Annotated in this window: 15 protein-coding genes, 1 tRNA gene and 1 pseudogene; 7 read left to right on the top strand and 10 right to left on the bottom strand. The window is 60.6% G+C overall.

Features of this window, described 5'->3' with window-relative positions:
• Window positions 1-792 (bottom strand): precorrin-4 C(11)-methyltransferase, encoded by a 792-nt coding sequence (cobM, locus tag GT571_RS00835; RefSeq protein WP_161154848.1) that lies wholly within the window; start codon window positions 790-792, stop codon window positions 1-3.
• 458 nt (window positions 793-1,250) lie between these two features.
• Between cobM and GT571_RS00840 the strand changes: the two genes are divergently transcribed.
• The 6 genes and pseudogenes from GT571_RS00840 to GT571_RS10030 form a co-directional block, all read left to right on the top strand.
• Window positions 1,251-2,177, top strand: a complete 927-nt coding sequence (locus GT571_RS00840; RefSeq protein ID WP_161154850.1) for a sirohydrochlorin cobaltochelatase — start codon at window positions 1,251-1,253, stop codon at window positions 2,175-2,177.
• 144 nt (window positions 2,178-2,321) lie between these two features.
• A complete protein-coding gene (locus GT571_RS00845; protein ID WP_161154852.1) occupies window positions 2,322-2,855 on the top strand; it encodes a hypothetical protein in 534 nt (177 codons plus the stop codon).
• 4 nt (window positions 2,856-2,859) lie between these two features.
• Window positions 2,860-4,431, top strand: coding sequence for an ABC transporter substrate-binding protein (locus GT571_RS00850; protein WP_161154854.1), 1,572 nt, complete (start codon window positions 2,860-2,862; stop codon window positions 4,429-4,431).
• Window positions 4,432-4,453: 22 nt separating this feature from the next.
• Window positions 4,454-5,476, top strand: a complete 1,023-nt coding sequence (locus tag GT571_RS00855) for a FecCD family ABC transporter permease (RefSeq protein ID WP_114620020.1) — start codon at window positions 4,454-4,456, stop codon at window positions 5,474-5,476.
• Complete coding sequence (locus GT571_RS00860) at window positions 5,477-6,793, top strand: ABC transporter ATP-binding protein (RefSeq protein ID WP_161154856.1); 1,317 nt, start codon at window positions 5,477-5,479, stop codon at window positions 6,791-6,793.
• Between the two features lie 29 nt (window positions 6,794-6,822).
• A pseudogene (locus GT571_RS10030) lies at window positions 6,823-7,047 on the top strand (DDE-type integrase/transposase/recombinase); the annotation flags it as partial.
• A 3-nt stretch (window positions 7,048-7,050) separates the two neighbouring features.
• Here GT571_RS10030 and GT571_RS00870 read toward each other — a convergent pair.
• The 9 genes from GT571_RS00870 to GT571_RS00910 all read right to left on the bottom strand — a co-directional run bounded on the left by GT571_RS00870 (window position 7,051) and on the right by GT571_RS00910 (window position 17,733).
• Window positions 7,051-7,662 carry a TetR/AcrR family transcriptional regulator gene (locus GT571_RS00870; protein ID WP_055250431.1) on the bottom strand — a complete coding sequence of 204 codons (612 nt, stop codon included), beginning with the start codon at window positions 7,660-7,662 and terminating at the stop codon, window positions 7,051-7,053.
• A 116-nt stretch (window positions 7,663-7,778) separates the two neighbouring features.
• Window positions 7,779-9,086 (bottom strand): lysylphosphatidylglycerol synthase transmembrane domain-containing protein, encoded by a 1,308-nt coding sequence (locus tag GT571_RS00875; protein WP_161154858.1) that lies wholly within the window; start codon window positions 9,084-9,086, stop codon window positions 7,779-7,781.
• Between the two features lie 150 nt (window positions 9,087-9,236).
• A tRNA-Glu gene (locus tag GT571_RS00880) sits at window positions 9,237-9,313 on the bottom strand.
• 128 nt (window positions 9,314-9,441) lie between these two features.
• On the bottom strand, window positions 9,442-10,836 hold the full coding sequence (locus GT571_RS00885; RefSeq protein WP_161154860.1) for a CCA tRNA nucleotidyltransferase: 1,395 nt from the start codon (window positions 10,834-10,836) through the stop codon (window positions 9,442-9,444).
• Window positions 10,837-11,000: 164 nt separating this feature from the next.
• Complete coding sequence (locus GT571_RS00890) at window positions 11,001-11,933, bottom strand: 1-phosphofructokinase family hexose kinase (RefSeq protein ID WP_117583462.1); 933 nt, start codon at window positions 11,931-11,933, stop codon at window positions 11,001-11,003.
• A gap of 183 nt (window positions 11,934-12,116) precedes the next feature.
• A complete protein-coding gene (locus tag GT571_RS00895) occupies window positions 12,117-13,049 on the bottom strand; it encodes a 1-phosphofructokinase family hexose kinase (RefSeq protein ID WP_055250439.1) in 933 nt (310 codons plus the stop codon).
• A 74-nt stretch (window positions 13,050-13,123) separates the two neighbouring features.
• Window positions 13,124-14,827, bottom strand: coding sequence for a phosphoenolpyruvate--protein phosphotransferase (gene ptsP / locus GT571_RS00900; RefSeq protein ID WP_161154862.1), 1,704 nt, complete (start codon window positions 14,825-14,827; stop codon window positions 13,124-13,126).
• A 133-nt stretch (window positions 14,828-14,960) separates the two neighbouring features.
• Entirely contained in the window at window positions 14,961-15,224 is a 264-nt protein-coding gene (locus tag GT571_RS00905; protein ID WP_022094575.1) for an HPr family phosphocarrier protein, read from the bottom strand.
• 505 nt (window positions 15,225-15,729) lie between these two features.
• The gene (locus tag GT571_RS00910) at window positions 15,730-17,733 is read right to left on the bottom strand and encodes a fructose-specific PTS transporter subunit EIIC (protein WP_161154864.1); all 2,004 of its coding nucleotides are present in this window, start codon (window positions 17,731-17,733) and stop codon (window positions 15,730-15,732) included.
• Window positions 17,734-18,004: 271 nt separating this feature from the next.
• Between GT571_RS00910 and GT571_RS00915 the strand changes: the two genes are divergently transcribed.
• Window positions 18,005-18,862 (top strand): MurR/RpiR family transcriptional regulator, encoded by an 858-nt coding sequence (locus tag GT571_RS00915; protein WP_161154866.1) that lies wholly within the window; start codon window positions 18,005-18,007, stop codon window positions 18,860-18,862.
• Window positions 18,863-18,890 lie beyond the last annotated feature (28 nt).

Consider the following 18,890-nt stretch of genomic DNA (forward strand, 5'->3'; position numbering starts at 1 on the left):
CTAGCTGCTCGCCTTCCGATACCCTGTGGCAAACGAAGGGTCGTAAAGCTTGCTGCGCTCGTAGGACTCCGCTTGCCCGCCGTTGTGCGCAAGCCCGCCGCGAGCTCCGAGCACGCGGCCCACCACCACGAGCGCCGTGCGGTCGATGCCCTCTCGCGCGCCCGCATCGGCGAGCGTGCCCACTGTGCAGCGCACCACGCGCTCCTCAGGCCAGGTCGCCTTGTACACGAGCGCCGCCGGCTCGTCGGAGCTGCGGCCCGCGGCCAAAAGCTCAGCGGAAAGCTCGGCGAGCATACCCGAGCTCAGGAAGATGACCATAGTCGAGCCGCTTTCCGCCATGGTGCGCATGCCCTCGCCCGCGGGCATAGGGGTGCGCCCGGAAAGCCGCGTGATCACGACCGACTGGCTGATTCCCGGCAGCGTGTATTCCTGGCGAAGCGCCGCCGCGGCACCGCAAAAGCTCGACACGCCGGGCACCACCTCGTAGTCCACGCCGCGCGCGTCGAGCGCGTCCATCTGCTCCTGGATGGCGCCGTACAGGCACGGGTCGCCCGTGTGCAGGCGCACCACTTCCTCGCCCCGTGCATCCGCCGCGCACATCACGTCGAGCACTTCCTCCAAGGTCATGTGCGCGCTGTCGTAGACAACGCAGGATTCCTTACACTCGGTGAGCAGCTCGGGGTTCACAAGGCTCCCCGCCCAAACGACCACGTCGGCCGCGCGCAGAAGACGCGCCCCGCGCAGCGTGATAAGGTCGGCGGCGCCCGAGCCCGCGCCAACGATATGAATCATCCGAGCCTTCCCTTCCCGTTTCTCATCGCAACCGTTTACGCCGCCATTCGCGCAGCGGGCAAAACACGGCGCCTGCGGCGGCAATCGACGCAAATACGCAGGCAGGAGGCGCAATGCAGCCCGCCCTGGCTTTGACACGTTCACAAGTGCCCACTATCATAGTAAAAGTTTCGGCAACGAGCATATGACAATCGGATAAAAGGAAATGACCGGCGCGGCGCCCGCACAGCCCGCGCTGGCTTGCGGAGGGAACCAGGTGGGAATCCTGGGCAAGGGACATTACTGTATAGGACGCGCGGGCGAACCGCCTCGCGCCCCAAGCCAGACTGCTTCGCCTTTTCCTCACGGCATCGCCGTGGCGTTAGCTCCTTGTGAACCCCGAGGGGTGCGCTTTTCTTTCGCTTGTGCCGACAAGCAACTGTCGCCGGGGGACCGGCAAACCGAGGAAAGGAAAAACCATGTCCGACCAGATGTCACGCCGCGGCTTCATGGGCGCCGCAGCAACCGGAGCCGTCGCGCTCGCCGGAGTCGCGCTCGCGGGCTGTTCCAACACCTCCGCGAGTTCCGAGAAATCGAGTAAAAAGGAGAAGGCCGTGAAGCCGGTCATCCTCGTCACGAGCTTCGGCACGAGCTACAACGACTCGCGCCACATCACCATCGGCGCCATCGAAGACGCTATCCGCGAGAAGTACTGGCAGGACTACGACATCCGCCGCGCCTTCACCGCGCAGATCATCATCGACAAGCTGAAGAAGCGCGACGGCATCACGATCGACAACATGACCGAGGCGCTCGACCGCTGCGTGGAAGACGGCGTGAAGGAAATCGTCGTGCAGCCGACGCATCTCATGGGTGGCCTGGAATACACCGACGTGAAAGACGAGCTCGACAAGTACGCCGACAAGTTCGACAAAATCTCGCTCGGCGACCCGCTGCTCACCTCCGACGATGACTACAAAAAGGTGGCCGCAGCCATTAAGGAGAACATGGCGTCCTTCGACGACGGCAAGACGGCGCTGTGCCTCATGGGCCACGGCACCGAAGCCGATTCCAACGCCGACTATGCCAAGATGCAGGAAGTGTTCAAGAACGAGGGCTTGACGCAGTTCTTCGTCGGCACCGTCGAGGCTGAACCGACCTGCGAGGATGTTATCGCCGCCGCGAGCGCCGCAGGCTACAAGAAAGCCGTGCTCGCGCCGTTCATGGTGGTCGCGGGCGACCACGCGAACAACGACATGGCAGACGAGACCGACCCCGACAGCTGGGCTGCGAAGTTCGTGGCCGCCGGCTTCGAAGTGACGTGCCTGCTCCAGGGTCTGGGACAGAACGTCGCGGTCGACGACATCTACGTCTCGCACGTGGACGACGCCATCGCCAAGCTGTAAACTCGCCGCGCACGGGGGCGCCGGTCGCGTCCCCGTGCAACGGGCATGCGCCTTCCCCGACCGACGGCGCATGCCCGTTGCATTCGCATCCCGCCCGCCCACCGCACGGCGCGGGCGGTAGAAGCGATTGAAAGGAACCCCTCCATGTTGAAGAAAACCCTCGTCTTCGCCCTGTCGGCGGCGCTTCTCGCGTTCTCGCTCGCCGGCTGCGTCGGAAATTCAAGCGACAGCGCAAAGGCAAGCAATACCGATTCCCAGGAAAAGACCGAGCAGGCGGCCGATGCGACCGAGGGCGCAAGCGCTGCCCCCATCACCGCCGACAAGGTGGCCGACGGCACCTATCCGATCACCGTAGATTCCAGCTCGAACATGTTCAGGATTGTGGACGCCCAGCTCATCGTGGAAAACGGCTCCATGCACTGCGTGATGACGCTTTCCGGCACGGGCTACGGCAAGCTCTTCATGGGCACGGGCGACGAGGCTGCCGCCGCGAGCGAGGCCGACTTCATCCCCTATGTGGAAAACGCGGAAGGCAAGTACACCTACGACGTGCCCGTTGATGCGCTCGGCGAGGACACCGCCTGTGCCGCGTGGAGTATTAGAAAAGAGCAGTGGTACGACCGCACGCTTGTGTTCGAATCCGCCGGCGTCGATCTGCGCGCCGACGCACTGAAGTAACGCTATGCGGTCGATTCTTCCCAAGGGGGAAAACAGGAAGCTCCACAGCATCGCGGCGCGCGCGATCGCCTGCGTTCTCGTCGCCCTGCTCGCGCTTTCCTTCGCGGGGTGCAGTGCGAGCCCGAACGCGACCGGTGGCACGGCGGGCTCTCAGGAATACACTGTGAGTGTCTCGCTTTCCGGTGGGTCAGGGCGAGCAAGCATCGCCTCACCCACCACAATTGTGAAGGATGGCGACACCTACACCGCGACCATCACCTGGTCGAGTTCGAACTACGACAAGATGACCGTCGACGGCGTGGACTACGCGCCCGTAAACGACGGCGGCAACTCCACGTTCGAGATACCCGTCACGCTCGACGAGGACATCGCCGTGTCGGCCGAGACCGTCGCCATGTCGACGCCGCACACCATCGAATACACGATCCACTTCGACTCATCCACCATGAAGGAGAAATCGGGCGACGATGCAAGCGGCGGCTCCCCTGCGGGAACGGCTTCAAGCGCCGCGGCCGACTTCCACAACGCCGATTTGGGCTGCGGCTGGGAGCCGACGGGGGCGCTTCAGCTTGAATACGCCAAGCACTTCACTGTCGACGAGTTCGAAGGCGGTCTGCGGCTTATCTGCGTTTCGAATGGGGAGCGTTTCCTCGTGGTGCCGCAAGATGCGAAGGTACCTGATGGGTTGAGCTCCGACATCGCGGTCATAAGGCGCCCCGCCGACAAGGTGTACCTCGTGTCGTCGGCGACGATGTGCCTGGTCGACGCGCTCGATGCGAACGACAATATCATCATGTCGGGCACGAAGGCCGACGATTGCTCGGTCGCAGGCTTCAAAAGCGCGCTCGAAAGTGGGGCGATCGCCTACGGCGGCAAGTACAGCGCGCCCGACTACGAGCGAATATCGGCCTCGGGCTGCACGCTCGCCATCGAGAACACCATGATCAACCACACGCCCGATGTGAAGGAAAAGCTGCAGAAGCTCGGGCTCGTCGTGCTCACCGAACAGTCGTCGAGCGAGCCCGAAGCACTCGGGCGCGTCGAGTGGATTAAGCTTTTCGGCGTCCTGTTCGACAAGGAAGACGAGGCCGCGCACCTGTTCAACGAGCAGAAGGCCCGCGTCGAGCAAACGTCGGGGCTCGCGTCGTCAGGTAAAACCGTGGCGTATTTCTACATTAACTCGAACGGGGCCGCCGTCACGCGGCGGGCGGGCGACTACGTGGCGCAGATGATCGAGCTTGCAGGCGGCAGCTACGCGCTCGATGACGCGCAGGCGTCGTCGACGTCAGGTTCGTCAGTAACGCTCGAAATGGAGCGCTTCTACGCGACGGCGAAGGATGCCGACATTATCGTCTACAACGGCACCATCGACGAGTCAGTTACCACCTTGAACGACTTCGTAGGCAAAAACGCGCTATTGTCGCAGTTCAAAGCCGTGAAGAACGGCAACGTCTGGGTCACAAGCGCCGACATGTACCAGCAGATGACTTCTACCGCCGACATTATCGACGAGCTGCACGGGGCGTTCACCGGCAATGACGCGAGCGACTTCCATTATCTGAGGAAGCTCGGTTAGCGCCATGAGAAGCCGGTTTTCCATGGCATACGACGAATCGGGGCGCGCCGCGCGGTGTCGCGTCGTGACGGCGCTGCTCGCTGTTGCCCTCATCGTGCTCGTCGGGGCCAACCTGTGCATCGGGAGCGTGCTCGTGCCCGCAGACCACATCCCCGGCATCCTTTCGGGCGGCGCGGCCAATTCCATGGAAAGCCAGGTCATCTGGGAGATTCGCCTGCCGCGCGTGCTTTCAGCCGTGCTTCTCGGCGGGGCACTTTCGCTTTCCGGGTTCCTGCTGCAGACGTTTTTCAACAACCCCATCGCCGACCCGTTCATCTTGGGCGTCTCCTCGGGCGCAAAGTTCGTTGTCGCGCTTACGATGATCGTGCTTCTAGGCGCGAACCAGGCCATGTCCTCGCCGGCCATGGTGGCCGCAGCGTTTCTGGGCTCGCTTATCACCATCGGCTTCGTGCTCCTCATCGCACGGCGCATAAGTTCCATGGCCATGCTCATCGTGGCGGGCGTCATGGTGGGATACATCTGCTCGGCGGCGACGAACTTCCTCATCGCCTTCGCCGACGACCAGTCCATCGTGAACCTGCACAACTGGTCTTTGGGTAGCTTCTCGGGTTCGAGCTGGGACGACGTTGCGGTCATCGCGGTCGTGGTGATCACCGTGAGCGCATGCGTATTCGCGATATCGAAGCCCCTTTCCGCCTTCCAGCTGGGAGAAGCCTACGCGAAAAGCGTCGGCGTGAACGTCGCACGCTTCCGCGTGGTGCTCGTCCTTCTAGCGAGCATGCTCTCCGCCTGCGTGACCGCGTTCGCTGGTCCGGTGTCGTTCGTAGGCATCGCGGTTCCGCATCTCGTGAAGTCGGCGCTAAAGTCGTCGAAACCCATCCGCGTGATTCCTGCGTGCTTCTTGGGAGGCGCCATCTTCTGCGCGGGCTGCGATTTGATCGCACGTACGCTGTTCTCTCCCGTCGAGCTTTCCATCAGCGCCGTCACCGCCATCTTCGGCGCGCCGGTGGTTATCGCGCTCATGTTGAAGAAGCGGGTGAGGTAGATGGGGGAATTCGTGCCGCGGCCCAAAAAGCTCGGAGGGAACATTCCATGCTTAGACAGTCCTGAGCTCGCACGAAAGCGCCAGAAGGCACTTTCGGCTCGTGCGGAACTGCGCGCGGAACGACTCCTCCGAGCGGAGTCGAACCTCGAAGCCCCGGTCGAAACGCAGGCTGACGGAGTTCCGCTTTTCCGCATAAGCGACCTGTCGGCGGGCTACGACAAGAAGGTCGTAGTCGGAGGCGTCGATCTGGAGGTTCGCGCGGGCGACGTTGTGGCGCTCATCGGGCCGAACGGCTCGGGCAAGTCGACCATCTTGAAAACCATCACACGCCATCTGGCACCGCTTGCCGGCGCGGTCGAGCTCGACGGGCGGGAGATTTCCCGATGGAAGACGGCGGAGTTCGCAAGGAACCTTGCCGTTATGCTGACAGATCGCCCCCGGACCGAGCTCCTCACCTGCCGCGATATCGTAGAGGCGGGAAGGCATCCCTACACCGGGCGAATGGGCACACTCTCGCCCGACGACCATAGTCGGGTCGACGAGGCCATGAAAACCGCACATGTGGAAGAGCTCGCCGAGCGCGACTTCATGCAGATAAGCGACGGGCAACGCCAGCGCGTCATGCTCGCACGCGCCATCGCGCAGGATCCGCGTGTGCTCGTGCTCGACGAGCCCACGTCGTATCTCGATATCCGCTACCAGATCGACCTGCTGCGAATACTTCGACACCTTGCGAAATCGCGGAATGTGGCTGTCATCATGTCCATCCACGAACTCGAGCTCGCGCAGAAAAGCGCCGACAAGGTGATTTGCGTGAAGGACGGCCGGGTCTTCCGCGCCGGCGTACCCGAGGACATATTCACGCGCGAGACGATTGGCGAGCTCTACGGCCTTCAGCATGGCACCTTCAACGAGCGCTTCGGCAGCGTGGAAATTGGGCGCCCGCACGGCGATGCGCACACGTTCGTCATCGCCGGCGCAGGTACGGGGTCGGCTGTGTTTCGCCAGCTCATCCGGCAGGGCAAGGCGTTCTACACGGGCGTTCTGCACGAAGGGGACATCGACTGCGAGCTCGCGCGCGACCTGGCGGCGGAATGCGTGGCCGAGCGCGCCTTCGAGCCGATCGGGGATAAAACCATAGCCCGCGCCAAAGAGCTCCTCGTCCACTGCGCGCGCCTTATCGTGTGCCCCGCCGCCTTCGGCACCATTAACGCCCGCAACGCAGAGCTCGTCGAGTTCGCACGCTCGCACGGTATCGAGGTCATGCGAGCGTGCGAAGGCGCATCGGAGGATTCCCAATTGGGGTGGAAAGGATAAACTGGACTTTCTTTTAAGGATCCTCAGGCTACAGCTCCTACGCCGGCGAGGTCTACAAGGCGCCGGAGAACCTCGTAAACAGGAATTTCCACGCCGACGAGCCCAACCTGCTGTGGCTCACCGACATCACCGAGTTCAGGCTCCCGGGCGGCGAGAAGGTCTACCTGAGCCCGGTCATCGACTGCTTCGGCGGGATGCTCGTCGCCTGGTCGATCGGGCTGGACCCCGACAAGCGCCTCGCGAACTCGAGCCTGCGCCTAATCCAAGCGAGATTCCAGACTCGACAGGCCATTGAGAGTCAGGTCGTTGGCGACCTCCGAGACGCGCTCGATAGGAACCGAGCCGTCAGACAGCGCCCATGTGCGATAGATTCCGATAATACCCGACAGCAAAAACGCCAGATAGTAGTCGAACATCTCGTCCTTGAGACCGTGGGGCAGCAGATCGCGCTCGGCAATCTCGTGCTCGAGCGGCGCGCGAAGACGAGCCATAAAATCATCGAGCGGAATGTTCTCGATCAGCTGACGATTGAGCACCAGGTTGTTGCACAGCGCCTCGTTAACGGTTTTAAAGAAGGTCGCCGCCGCGCCCAGGGCGCGCTCGTTGGTGTCACCGTCCATGGAAGCAAGCGTTTTCTCGACCGAGTCGACAATCATCTCCACCACATCGACGGCAATGGCATCGAGCAAGCCATCAACCGTACCAAAGTGCACGTAGAAGGTTTTACGGTCGACATTGGCCTCGCGCGCGATGGCACTCACCGTAATGTCTGCCAGCGGCTTTTCCATGAGCAAGCGCTCAAAAGCGGAAAGGATGGCATTGCGGCTGCGAACGATACGGCGATCAATACGCGGTTTACTGGTGGCCATGGGTGTGTCCCTTCGATATGCGAGCATTCATCAACAGATGAGAGATAATCTACGTAAGAGGATTATCCCCCATACAGCTCAAATATGCCCCGCATCATGAAGAACGCACGACTGCCCTACCGCGACTTAGGGTGCTTCTTCTTATTGAGCGCCGACAGAGATACGCGGATACCGTCGCCCGTCTGGCGCACATAGGCTTTATGAGCCGGCTTAGCGGTCCCAGAAGCCTTCTGAGCGTGCTTCCTGGGATCAACGGTAACAGCATTCGTGGGGTGCGGCTTAGTGGGCGCAGAGGGCGTCTGAGGCTCGCGGCCGAGCTTGCGCATCACGCGATCCCAGCGCGCATGGATGCTCTCGTTGTGGGCGCTCTTAAGGCCCAGCAGGGGCGCAGCCAAAATGGTCGGCGCGATAAACGTAATGAGACGCCACAGCAGATAGCCGGCGGTCGAAGCCGACCCAAAGAAATGACCCAAGAACAAAGCAAAGCCGCCCTCAGCGCCACCAGTTCCACCGGGCAAGGGAACCGCAGAGCTCAGCAGCTGGACAAAGGCGCTCGCGGCCATGACCGAGAAAAAGTCGACCTCGTGGTGGCCAAAGGCGAGCATCAGAAAATACGGCACCAGATAGAAAAACGCGAGCTGCAGCATGGTGATAAACACGGTGAGCAGCATGGAAGAAAAATGTCCGGCCGAAAGCTTGAACTTCTCGGAGAAGGAGTAGATCTCGCCATCGACAAACGAGCGCCATCCATCGATCTTAGTGGCCGAGACACCTATGCGCTCGAGCCAATTGATGATGCAATGGGCGACGCGCGTGACGGTCTTAGGCATGAGCGCGACGGCGAAGATGCCGAGCAGGATGCAGCAGTGACCGCCAAAACTAAAGACGCACAGCAGCGTCATGTCGCCATAGCGCTCGGCAAAAAACGGCATGCGAGCAAGCAATAGGATAGCGCCCCAGGCAACGAGGCCAAACTGATACACAATAAATCGGGTGAACTGCGTGGCACCCGCTTCGCCCACGTTTTGGCCCGCTTTGGTCAGGCGGTAGATCTGGGCAGGCGTAGAGCCCATCATCATGGGCGTCAGGTTGCCAAAGAAGATGCCACTCGCCTCGACCGAGATCAGGTCGCGAATGCCGACGGGTGAATTGGGGTCGAGCCAGACGGCGATCGCATAGGCCACAATGCCAAAGAACAGATACATAAACATGCAAAGACACGCGACAACGAGCCAGGGCGCCTGGACGCTCGACATAGCAGCCCAGAACTGCCCCATCTGCCCGGTTACCACCAGATAGACGATATAACCCACCAGCACAACGCCGATAAAGATTGCGCCGCGGCGTGCGCTCTTATTGTCATCGCCGCCCGAGGCCTCAACCTCGACCTGGGGCTTGGACGTATGCTGAGAGGACTCCGTCATGAGACTCCTTCTAACAGTCAAAATATCTTGGTTATTGTACCCGTAAGGGCCATAAGCAGAACGCAAAGCTCTTGTTCAAACGGGAATGACAGACAGTTGTTTGATAATAAAAAACCCGGCCTTCCGTGGAAAGACCGGGTATCAGATGCGTGGTAGCCCGTACCAGATTCGAACTGGTGATCTCCGCCTTGAGAGGGCGGCGTCCTAAACCGCTAGACGAACGGGCCACATGACATCTGCACTGCCGTGCTGCGAGGAAATATATTACGGGACAAAAAACATCAGCGCAAGAAGAAATTCCAAATTGCCGAAAAAATTGTCGGCAGGTTATGGAACGCGCAGGTCAACTGGTTAGCTAGTTCAAGTTGAGATGAGCCAGGAGGGCTTCGCGGTTGTTGGGGATGTTGTCCTCGATCACGGCGTCGAGGGCGGCGTTGAGAAGCTGTCCCAGCTCCGGCCCCGGCTTGACGCCGGCGCGGATCAGGTCGCCACCATTGATGGCAAGCATCTTGAGTGTATAGGGCTCCCCCGCCTGCAGCAGATCGTGGGCGAGCGTACGCATCTCCTCGATCGTCTCGACGTAATAGAAGCACGAGGGCGCCTTGCCGAGCGTGTCGGCACGCTTAAGGTCCATGAGCTCGTCCATCAGACGCGGCGTATCGACACCCTCGCCCGAAAGCGCGCGCATCATATTGAGCAGGCAGGAGCGCTCGGGGCGCAGCGGCTTGTCATGGTATTTGATCAGCAGGCACACATCGCGGACCAAATCGTGCGAGAGCGCCAGGCGATCCATGATGACACGCGCCTTCTTGGCGCCGAGCTCGGGATGACCGTAGAAGTGGCCGCTGCCGTCGTGATCGACCGTAAAGCACTCGGGTTTGGAAACGTCGTGCAAAAACGCCGCCCACATAAGGCTCGACGAGGGCGCGACGCCGTCGCACAGCGCCAGCTCCCCTGCCACCGTCAGCACGCGGGCGATATGCTCGTAGACGTTAAACGCATGATAGACGCTGCGTTGATCAAACCCGCGAGCGGACGCGAGCTCGGGCACGGCGGCGCAAACAAGCTCGGGGTAGCGCAGCATCGCGTCTCCCCCATGGCCGGTCGAAAGAATGCCCTCGAGCTCAATGCCCACGCGCTCGCGCGCCACAGCATCGAGCAGCGGCGCGCACTCGGCAAGCGCCTGTTTAGTCTTAGGCTCGATCATAAAATCCAGACGGCAGGCAAAACGCACCGCGCGCAGCATGCGAAGCGCGTCCTCGTTAAAACGACGCTTGGGATCTCCAACGGCGCGGATGAGCTTGCGGTCTAGGTCGCCCTGACCATCGTAGCGGTCGACAAGACCACGCTCGGGATGCCACGCCATGGCATTGACGGTAAAGTCGCGGCGCGCCAGATCATCCTCAAGCGAAGCGGCGCGCTCCACACTCTGAGGATGACGACCGTCGGTATAGAAGCCGTCCAGGCGATAGGTGGTGACCTCAATGCGCTCGCCATCGCAAATAGCCGTAATGCCGCCAAATTTAATGCCCGACTCAACTACGGCAATACCGGCGGCCTCGAGTGCCGCCTTGGACTCCTGCCACAGGCCGCTGCAGCACATGTCAACATCGTGGCTGGGGCGTCCCATCAGGGCATCACGTACCCAACCGCCCACGTACCAAGCCTCAAGACCTGCTGCCCCAAGCGCACGCAGGACACGGATAGAGGCATCGGTCGGCTGCGTACCGTTGAGCGAAACATTGCACATGCCTATGGCCTCCTGCGACTATCAAATTGGCTATCGATTGCGTCTGCAAGAAGTCTAGCAAGAAACAGCCTCCACTGCACACGCAAGTCCGATAAACAAAAACGCATCCGTCCTGGTCTAAGACGGATGCGAAATAATTGAACTATTCAGGCAAGGTGCCGGAACTAGCAAACCTGACGGATTGCAATACCCTTCTGATACTCATCGACCTTGGCAAAATCGCCCAGACCCGGGCACTCGACCACGTTGGCGCCGGTGGCCATCGAGAGGCGCAGGGCATCCTCGACGCGCTCGGGGGCGTCGTGCCACACGGAAAGGAAGGCGGCCAGCGAGGAGTCGCCCGCGCAGACGGTCGACAGCAGCTTGACGTCGAAGGTGCGGTTGGCAAACCAGATGTGCTCGCCGTTGGAGAAGTACGCGCCGTCGCCGCCGAGCGTCAGCAGTACATTCTTAGCGCCCTTGGCGTGCAGCTCGGCCATGGCGCCCTTGACGGACTCGTCGTCGCCACCGCTCACCTTAATGCCAAAGATGTCGAGCAGCTCGTCGTCGTTAGGCTTAATGAGCAACGGCTCCATAGCAATGAGGTCGGCCAGCTGATGGCTCGAGATATCGAGCACGAACTCGGCGCCCTTCGCCTTCACGCGACGCAGGACCTCTGCCAGGAAGCTCTCGGAGGTGTTGGGGGGCAGCGAGCCGCTGATAACCAGGCAGGTCATGTCATCGAGCGAATCGATAAGCTCAAACATCTCCTGCTCGTTGGCTTCGTTGATGGCGGCACCGGCGTTGACCATGTTGTACTCGGTGTCGGGACCGGCGTTGAGGAACACGTTAACACGCGTGATGCCGTCAGTCCACACGGGCTTGACGGGCACGCCCAGGGCCTCGGCGCCCTTAACGATATACTCACCCGAGAAGCCGGCGAAGAAGCCCAGGATCGTGGTGTCGACGCCGTAGTGGTCGAGCGTAAACGAAACGTTGAGACCCTTGCCGTTGGGGGTGTAGACAGCGTTACGGGTGCGGGTAACGGTGTTGGCGGACAAGCCATCGCAGGAGATGTTGTAGTCAATAGCGGGATTTGCAGTAAGCGTGTAAATCATGAATGTTCCTTTCACGAAGCAACGTGTTAATGAAAGTATATTCCACGCTTCGGCAAAAGGCTACAACAACTCGGTGAACGGTGTGGAACGCGTGAAGCGCGGCTCCGAGGTTCGAGTGGGACAAAAAACGGCGCCCCGGTCGAAACCGGGACGCCGTATGCGCACGAGTTTGTCGTGTTTCGCTTACTTGCGATCGAGCTTGCGAACGGCAACGCGCTTGCTGTACTCGTCGACGTGACCAAAGTCGCCGATGCCGACGGACTCAGCAACGTTGGCGCCGGTGGCCATAGCGAGCTTCATGGCCTCCTCGACGTTGTCGCGATCCCTGTACCACTTGTGCAGGAACGCAGCGAGGGTGCAGTCGCCGGCGCAGACGGAAGAGACAAGCTTGATGTTGAACTCACGCTTGGCATACCAGATGTCCTCGCCGTTGGAGAAGTAAGCGTCACCGCGGCTACCACGGGTGAGCAGCACGTTCTGGACGCCGGCCTCGTGAGCCAGCTTCATGGCAACGCGGACCTCGTCGTCGGTGTCGACCGGCACGCCGAAGATAGCCTTCATCTCGTGATGGTTCGGCTTAATGAGCAGCGGCTTCTTGTGAGCGAGCTCCTTGAGCTTGTCGGAGGACAGGTCCAGGACGACGTCGGCGCCACGGGCCTGAGCGTGCTCCATGACCTGAGCCAGGAAGTCGGGCGTAGCTTTGGGAGGCACGGAACCGGAGACGATCAGGCACTCAAGGTCGCCCGCGGTGTCCAGGATGTTGTAGAGCTCCTCCTGATGCTGCGGCGTGATCGGAGCACCGGGGTTCAGGATGCCGTACTCGTGCTGGCCATCGTTGACGTAGGTGTTGATGCGCGTGATACCGTCGGTCCAGACCGGGCGGCAGAGGCAACCCAGGTTCATGACCTCCTCGACGATGAACTTGCCCGTGAAGCCGGCGAAGAAACCGAGCGCGACGGTGTCGACGCCCATCTTCTTAAAGGCGAAGGACACGTCGAGGCCCTTGCCGTTAGCCGTGTAGCTGGCCGAGCCGGTGCGGACGTTCTCGTCGGGCTCGAGCGGAGAGCTCGAAACCGTCATGTCGACAGCCGGGTTAGCGGTTAGCGTGTAGAACATTTACAGTACCCCCTGTATATGTGAGGGCCGCGTGGCCGGCCCATTCCAACCACGCGGTTACCTCTGATACCAAATTAGCGAGCTGCGGACTCGAGCAGTGCCTTGACCTCGGCAGCGGTGTTGCAGGCGAGCGCCTTCTCGGCGAGCTCGTCGCACTCGGCCTTGGTCCACTGGCTGATGGTCTTGCGGGCGCGCAGGATGGACGGAGCGCTCATCGAGAACTCCTCCAGGCCCCAGCTGATCAGCAGCGGCTCGAGCAACGGATCGGCAGCGGCCTCGCCGCACATACCGACCATGATGCCGGCCTTCACGCCGCTCTCGATGATGTTCTTGAGCGAGCGGAGCACGGCGGGATAGTAAACCTGGTACAGGTTGGAGATGGTGTCGTTGCCACGGTCGGCGCACATGGTGTAGCCGATCAGGTCGTTGGTGCCGATGGAGAAGAAGTCGGCGACCTCGGCCAGGCGGTCAGCGAGCAGCGAGGCGGCAGGCGTCTCGACCATGATGCCAACCTCGATGTTCTCGTTGAACTTGCGACCCTCTTCGGTCAGCTCGGCCTTGCACTGCTCGACGAGCTCCTTGACAGCCAAGACTTCCTCGACGCAGGTGACGAGCGGGATCATGATCTTGACGTCACCGAAGGCGCTGGCGCGCAGCAGGGCGCGGAGCTGGACCTTGTACTGGTCGGGGTTGGCCAGGCAGTAACGCACGGCGCGGAAGCCCATGAAGGGGTTCTCTTCCTTGACCATGTGCAGGTACGGAATCTCCTTGTCGCCACCCACATCGAGCGTGCGGATGATGACCGGAGCGCCCTTGAGCGCGCTGGCGACCTTACGGTAGGCGTTGAACTGCTCCTCCTCGGAAGGAAGCTCAGCAGAGTCCATGAACAGGAACTCGGAACGGAACAGGCCGATAGCCTCGGCGTCGTGATCGAGCGCGTTGGGCACGTCATCGGGGTTGCCGATGTTGCAGGCAATGATCTTCTTGATGCCGTCGGCAGTCACGGACGGCTTGCCGCGGAAGGCCTCGAGAGCCGCCTTCTCGACAGCGAAAGCCTCGGCCTTGGCAGTGTAAGCGGCGAGCGTCTCCTCATCGGGATCGGCCTCGACGATACCCTTGCCACCGTCGACGACAACGGTCATGCCGTTGCGCAGTGCGGTGCAGCTGTTGGAAACCGAAAGGACAGCCGGAATCTCGAGGGCGCGCGCAATGATCGCGGAATGCGACGTGCGGCCACCGGTCTCGGTGACGATACCGGCAACATGGGCCTTATCGATCGTGGCGGTCATGGACGGCGTGAGGTCGTGCACGACAACGACGGTATTCTCGGGCAGGACGGAGAGGTCGACGACCTCCTTGCCCAGCAGCTCGGCCAGAATACCGGTGCGGATGTCGGCGATGTCGGCCGCGCGCAGACGGAACATCTCGTCGTCCATGGACAGGAACATGTTCTCGAACATGGTCGAGGTGTCCATGAGCGCCTGCTCGGCGCAGGTACCGCCGTCAATGGCGGCGTTGATGGCGTCGGTCATGCCCGGGTCCTGAGCCAGGACAATGTGTCCACTCATGATCTCGGCCTCGGCCTCGCCCACCGTCTCCTTCATGTGGTCGGCCTGAGCCTGGGTCTTCTCGCAGAAGACCGAAAGAGCGGTCTGATAGCGCTCCTTCTCTGCTGCCGAATCAGCAACCTCGTGCGGCTCAAACGTCAAGTCGGGATCGACGGCGACCATGACGGTGCCGATACCGATGCCCTCGGAAGCGTTGACTCCCTGATACATTCCCATTCCTCTCTCCGTGTCATGTGATAAAGCGTTTTGCCATATCCATGACAAAAGAGCGCAGCTACCTTACAACAGGTCACTGCGCCCCCAAATATGAACTTAGTTGTTCAACATGCGACCCGTTTGAGTTCTACTCGCCAAGACCGCTCTTGATGAGCTCGATGGCAGCAGCCAGAGCCTCGGCCTCGTCAGCGCCGTCGCACTTTACCTCGACCTCGGTACCGCAGGGGATACCAGCAGCCATGAGAGCCATCGGGGACTTGCCGTTGACCTCCTTCTCGGGGGTGACGACCGTCACGTCACAGGCGTACTTGCCCATGGTGGAGGCGAACAGACCAGCCGGACGCATGTGCAGACCCTGAGGATTAACGAGGGTAGCCTTCTCAGAAACCATAATTGACTCCTTTTTGTGTTTAACCCCTGTCATGCATGTGGCAGGAGTCAGATTCACGACGTTGTTTATATTAACTCACATCAAACGGTTTTTCATTGTGTTTCAGACGAATTATTGGACAGATGTGTTTGTCGTCCGCTTGCTCGCCGGGCGGGGCGATTAAGTTTGCTGCTCTACAGTCCTGCGCAAGACGGAAAGCACATTAAGTGCTTTCCTTTGCGTGCGGAACTCGCGACAAACTTAATCGCCCCGCCCGGCGAGCAAGCTGCGGGAACATGCTTCCGTCCAAGAAATATCGTGCAAAAGGAATTCTGGCTGAATTATTGTTCGCGTGGGTGATTCAGTCGATGAGGGCTATTTATGCCCTGTTGGGGACTAAGGAGTGTCCCGGGGTGCCGGCAGGAAAGGAACATCCCTGAGTGCCGGGTGGTATGAAAAAAGGCGAGGACCCGTAGGGAGTCCTCGCCTTTGTTACAGGGGGCGATGTTATTCGCGTACTGTGGGATTAGACCAGGCGGGCGTTGATCGTCTTGGCGATCTCGGCGGCGTCGGTGGAACCCTTGACGGTGCCACGGAAGTCCTCGTCCATGAGCGCCTCGGCAACCTTGGACAGGATCTTGAGGTGCGTGGTGCCAGCCTGTGCACCAGGGATGAGCAGAGCGATGGCCACGTTGACAGGAGCGCCGTCCATGGTATCCCAACCGGTCACGCCGGACTCGTCCTTAACGACGATGACGGCAGCCTCGGTAATGGCGTCGGACTTGGCATGCGGGATGGCGAAGCCCTCCATCATGCCCGTGGTGCCCTCGGCCTCGCGGGCCAGGAAGGCGTTCATCACGGCGTCGGCGTCGCTGGCGATACCGGCCTTGACAGCCTGGTTGGAAACGAAGCTCAGAGCCTCGTCACGAGAAGCGAAGTCCTCGGCGACAAAGACATTCTCAACCTTCACGAAGTCGGCAGCCTCGGCCTTAGGGGCCTCAACGGCAGCGGCCTTGAAAGCCTCAACCGGCTTGGCTACAGGAGCGGCCTTCTGATTCTTCTCGAAGTCGTACTTCTTGAAGGCCACGAACAGGATGCCACCGACAACAGCACCGATGAGGATTGCGAGGACCCAAAGCGGACCGTTCTCGACAACGGGCAGGACCAGGAAGCCACCGTGAGGCGCCGGATCGTGAACGTTGAACATAATGGTCAGGATCGAAGCGATAGAGGAACCGAGCATCATGATGGGCATGACCGGCCAGATGTTCTTGGTCATGAACGGAATGGCGCCCTCGGTGATGTGGGTGCAACCAAGAATGAGGTTGACGATACCGGCGTCGTGATCCTCCTGGCTGAAGTACTTCTTGCCGACAACGACGGCGAAGGTGGTGATCAGCGGCGGAACGATGCAAGCTGCGGAGACGGCAGCCATGAAGTTGGTGCCGAAATTGTAGGTATCGGTGCCAACGCCGGCAGCCAGTGCCTCGGTGAGCATGGCGGTACCGGTGACGTAAGCAGCCTTGTTGACCGGGCCACCCATGTCAAAGGCGCACATGCAGCCGATGGCAAGACCCAGGACAACGGCGCCAGAGGCGGACAGGCCCTTGAGGAAGTCCATCATGGCGGTGTTGATGGCAGCCATGGGGCCGGAGATGCCGAGCATGACCAGACCGACGATGGCGGTCGAGAACAGCGGGTACAGGAAGATAGCCTTGAGGCCGTCCAGGTTCTTGGGCAGACCGGCAAAGACCTTCTCGAGCAGCAGGATGACATAGCCAGCGAGGAAGCCGCCGACGATGCCGCCCAGGAAGCCGAAGCCCACGCCGGCGCCACCGGCGTCGATCATGCCGGTCTCGGCGTTAACAGGCAGGCCCTGAATGGCGATCATACCGGCAACAAAACCAGGGACGAGCGCCGGGCGCTTACCGATGGACTCGGCGATGTAGGCGGAAAGCACCGGAACCATGAGGTTCATGGCGATGCCGCCGATGATCTTGAGCATGGCGGCGAAGCTGTTGTAGTCAGCAGCCGTCGAATCGAAGGATGTGATGCCCCACAGGAACGAGACGGCGGTCAGGACACCACCGGCAACGACGAAGACCAGCATATGGCTGACGCCGTTCATAAGGTGCTTGTAGATGACGTGACCGATGGACTCCTTCTCCTCGGCCTCGTCCTCGACATCGGCAGCGGCTGCAACCGTGTTGTCGCCCTTGGCGGCGAGCGCGCGGTCAATCAGCTTACCGGCGGCCTCAACGGACAGGGCCTTGGAAACACCAACGGAAACCATGGGCTTGCCGGCGAAACGCTCAGCCTGGACATCCTTATCGGCTGCGACGACGACGGCCTTGGCACCGGTGATCTCGCTCTTGGTGAGCTCGTTCTCGACACCGACCTGGCCATGGGTCTCGACCTTAATAGTCAGACCTCGCTCGGCAGCTGCCTTCTCCAGTGCCTCCTTCGCCATGAAGGTGTGCGCAATGCCGGTCGGGCAACCGGTGGCGGCGATGATGTCAAACTTAGCCATGTGTCCCTCCTTTTTAAGTTTTGCGCCCGCAGGCGCTCCCCTACACGCGCGTCCTTGCGCGCTTTTCCACAACTGAAAGATACCAACCTACCGTCCGCGTGAGAAGAGACAAGGTGCAAATCTCCGGTGAAAGGTTCTTTCATAACCGTAAACGGTAGGTGAAAGTTTACCATCAACACTTGAAACGGCAAGGTGTATCTTGTAATTGCAAATCCCCCTATACTATGACATTACAAACGAGTCCAATTTTCATGCCAACCAGGAGCCATCCATGACCGATAGTAGCAAGAGCGCACTTTCCCTCATTAGCACCCATCAGGGATACAGCGAGTCCGAGCAGCGCATTGTCGACTATATATTGGAGCACCAGTCCGAGGCGCCACGCCTCACGGCGGCTCAGCTCTCGCGCGCCGCCGCCACGTCCGAGGCGACCGTTTCGCGCTTCTGCCGCAAGCTTGGCTTTGGCAGCTTCCGCAGCTTTCAGTTTTCGTTAGCGAGGGATTTGGAAAGCCAGCGCAACGAGGGCCTGACTGACGAGGTCTCACTCGACAATATGGAGCAGAGCCTCAAGAACATCCTGGCTGCCAAGGTGAGCGAGCTTAATGCGACCATCGACGGGATCGACCACGATACGCTGGCGGCTGTTGTGGATGCCCTTAAACATGCAGGGGTTATTGAGTTTGCGGCTGTAGGCAATACGAACGCGGTCGCGCTCGATGCGACTTTTAAGTTTTCGCAGCTGGGCCTGCGTTGCATGGCGAGCACCATTAGCGAGACATCAATCGGCTTTGCGCTCACGTTGCGCCCGGGTGACGTCATCGTGCTCATCTCAAACTCCGGCAAGTCGCGCCGACTGAATCGCATGGCAAAAGCGGCTCGCGACTGCGGTGCCACAGTAGTCGTCATCAGCAGCGACAGCAAATCCCCGCTCGCACGCCTGGCAGACTATACTTTTAATACCGTCAACCACGAGGCGTTGCTGACGACGGGCGACTTTGCGTTCTCCAAGATCAGCGCCACGATGATCATCGAAGTTATCTACAACTTCCTGCTGCCCGAGATTGAAGACGCTCGCGAACATATCAGCTACTACGAGGAGCTCATCCAGCCGGACAAGGTCGTTGAGTAAAACGCGTAGTGGGACAAAAATTTCAGTC

It is taken from the genome of Collinsella aerofaciens (assembly GCF_009876115.1).
GTDB lineage: Bacteria > Actinomycetota > Coriobacteriia > Coriobacteriales > Coriobacteriaceae > Collinsella > Collinsella aerofaciens_N.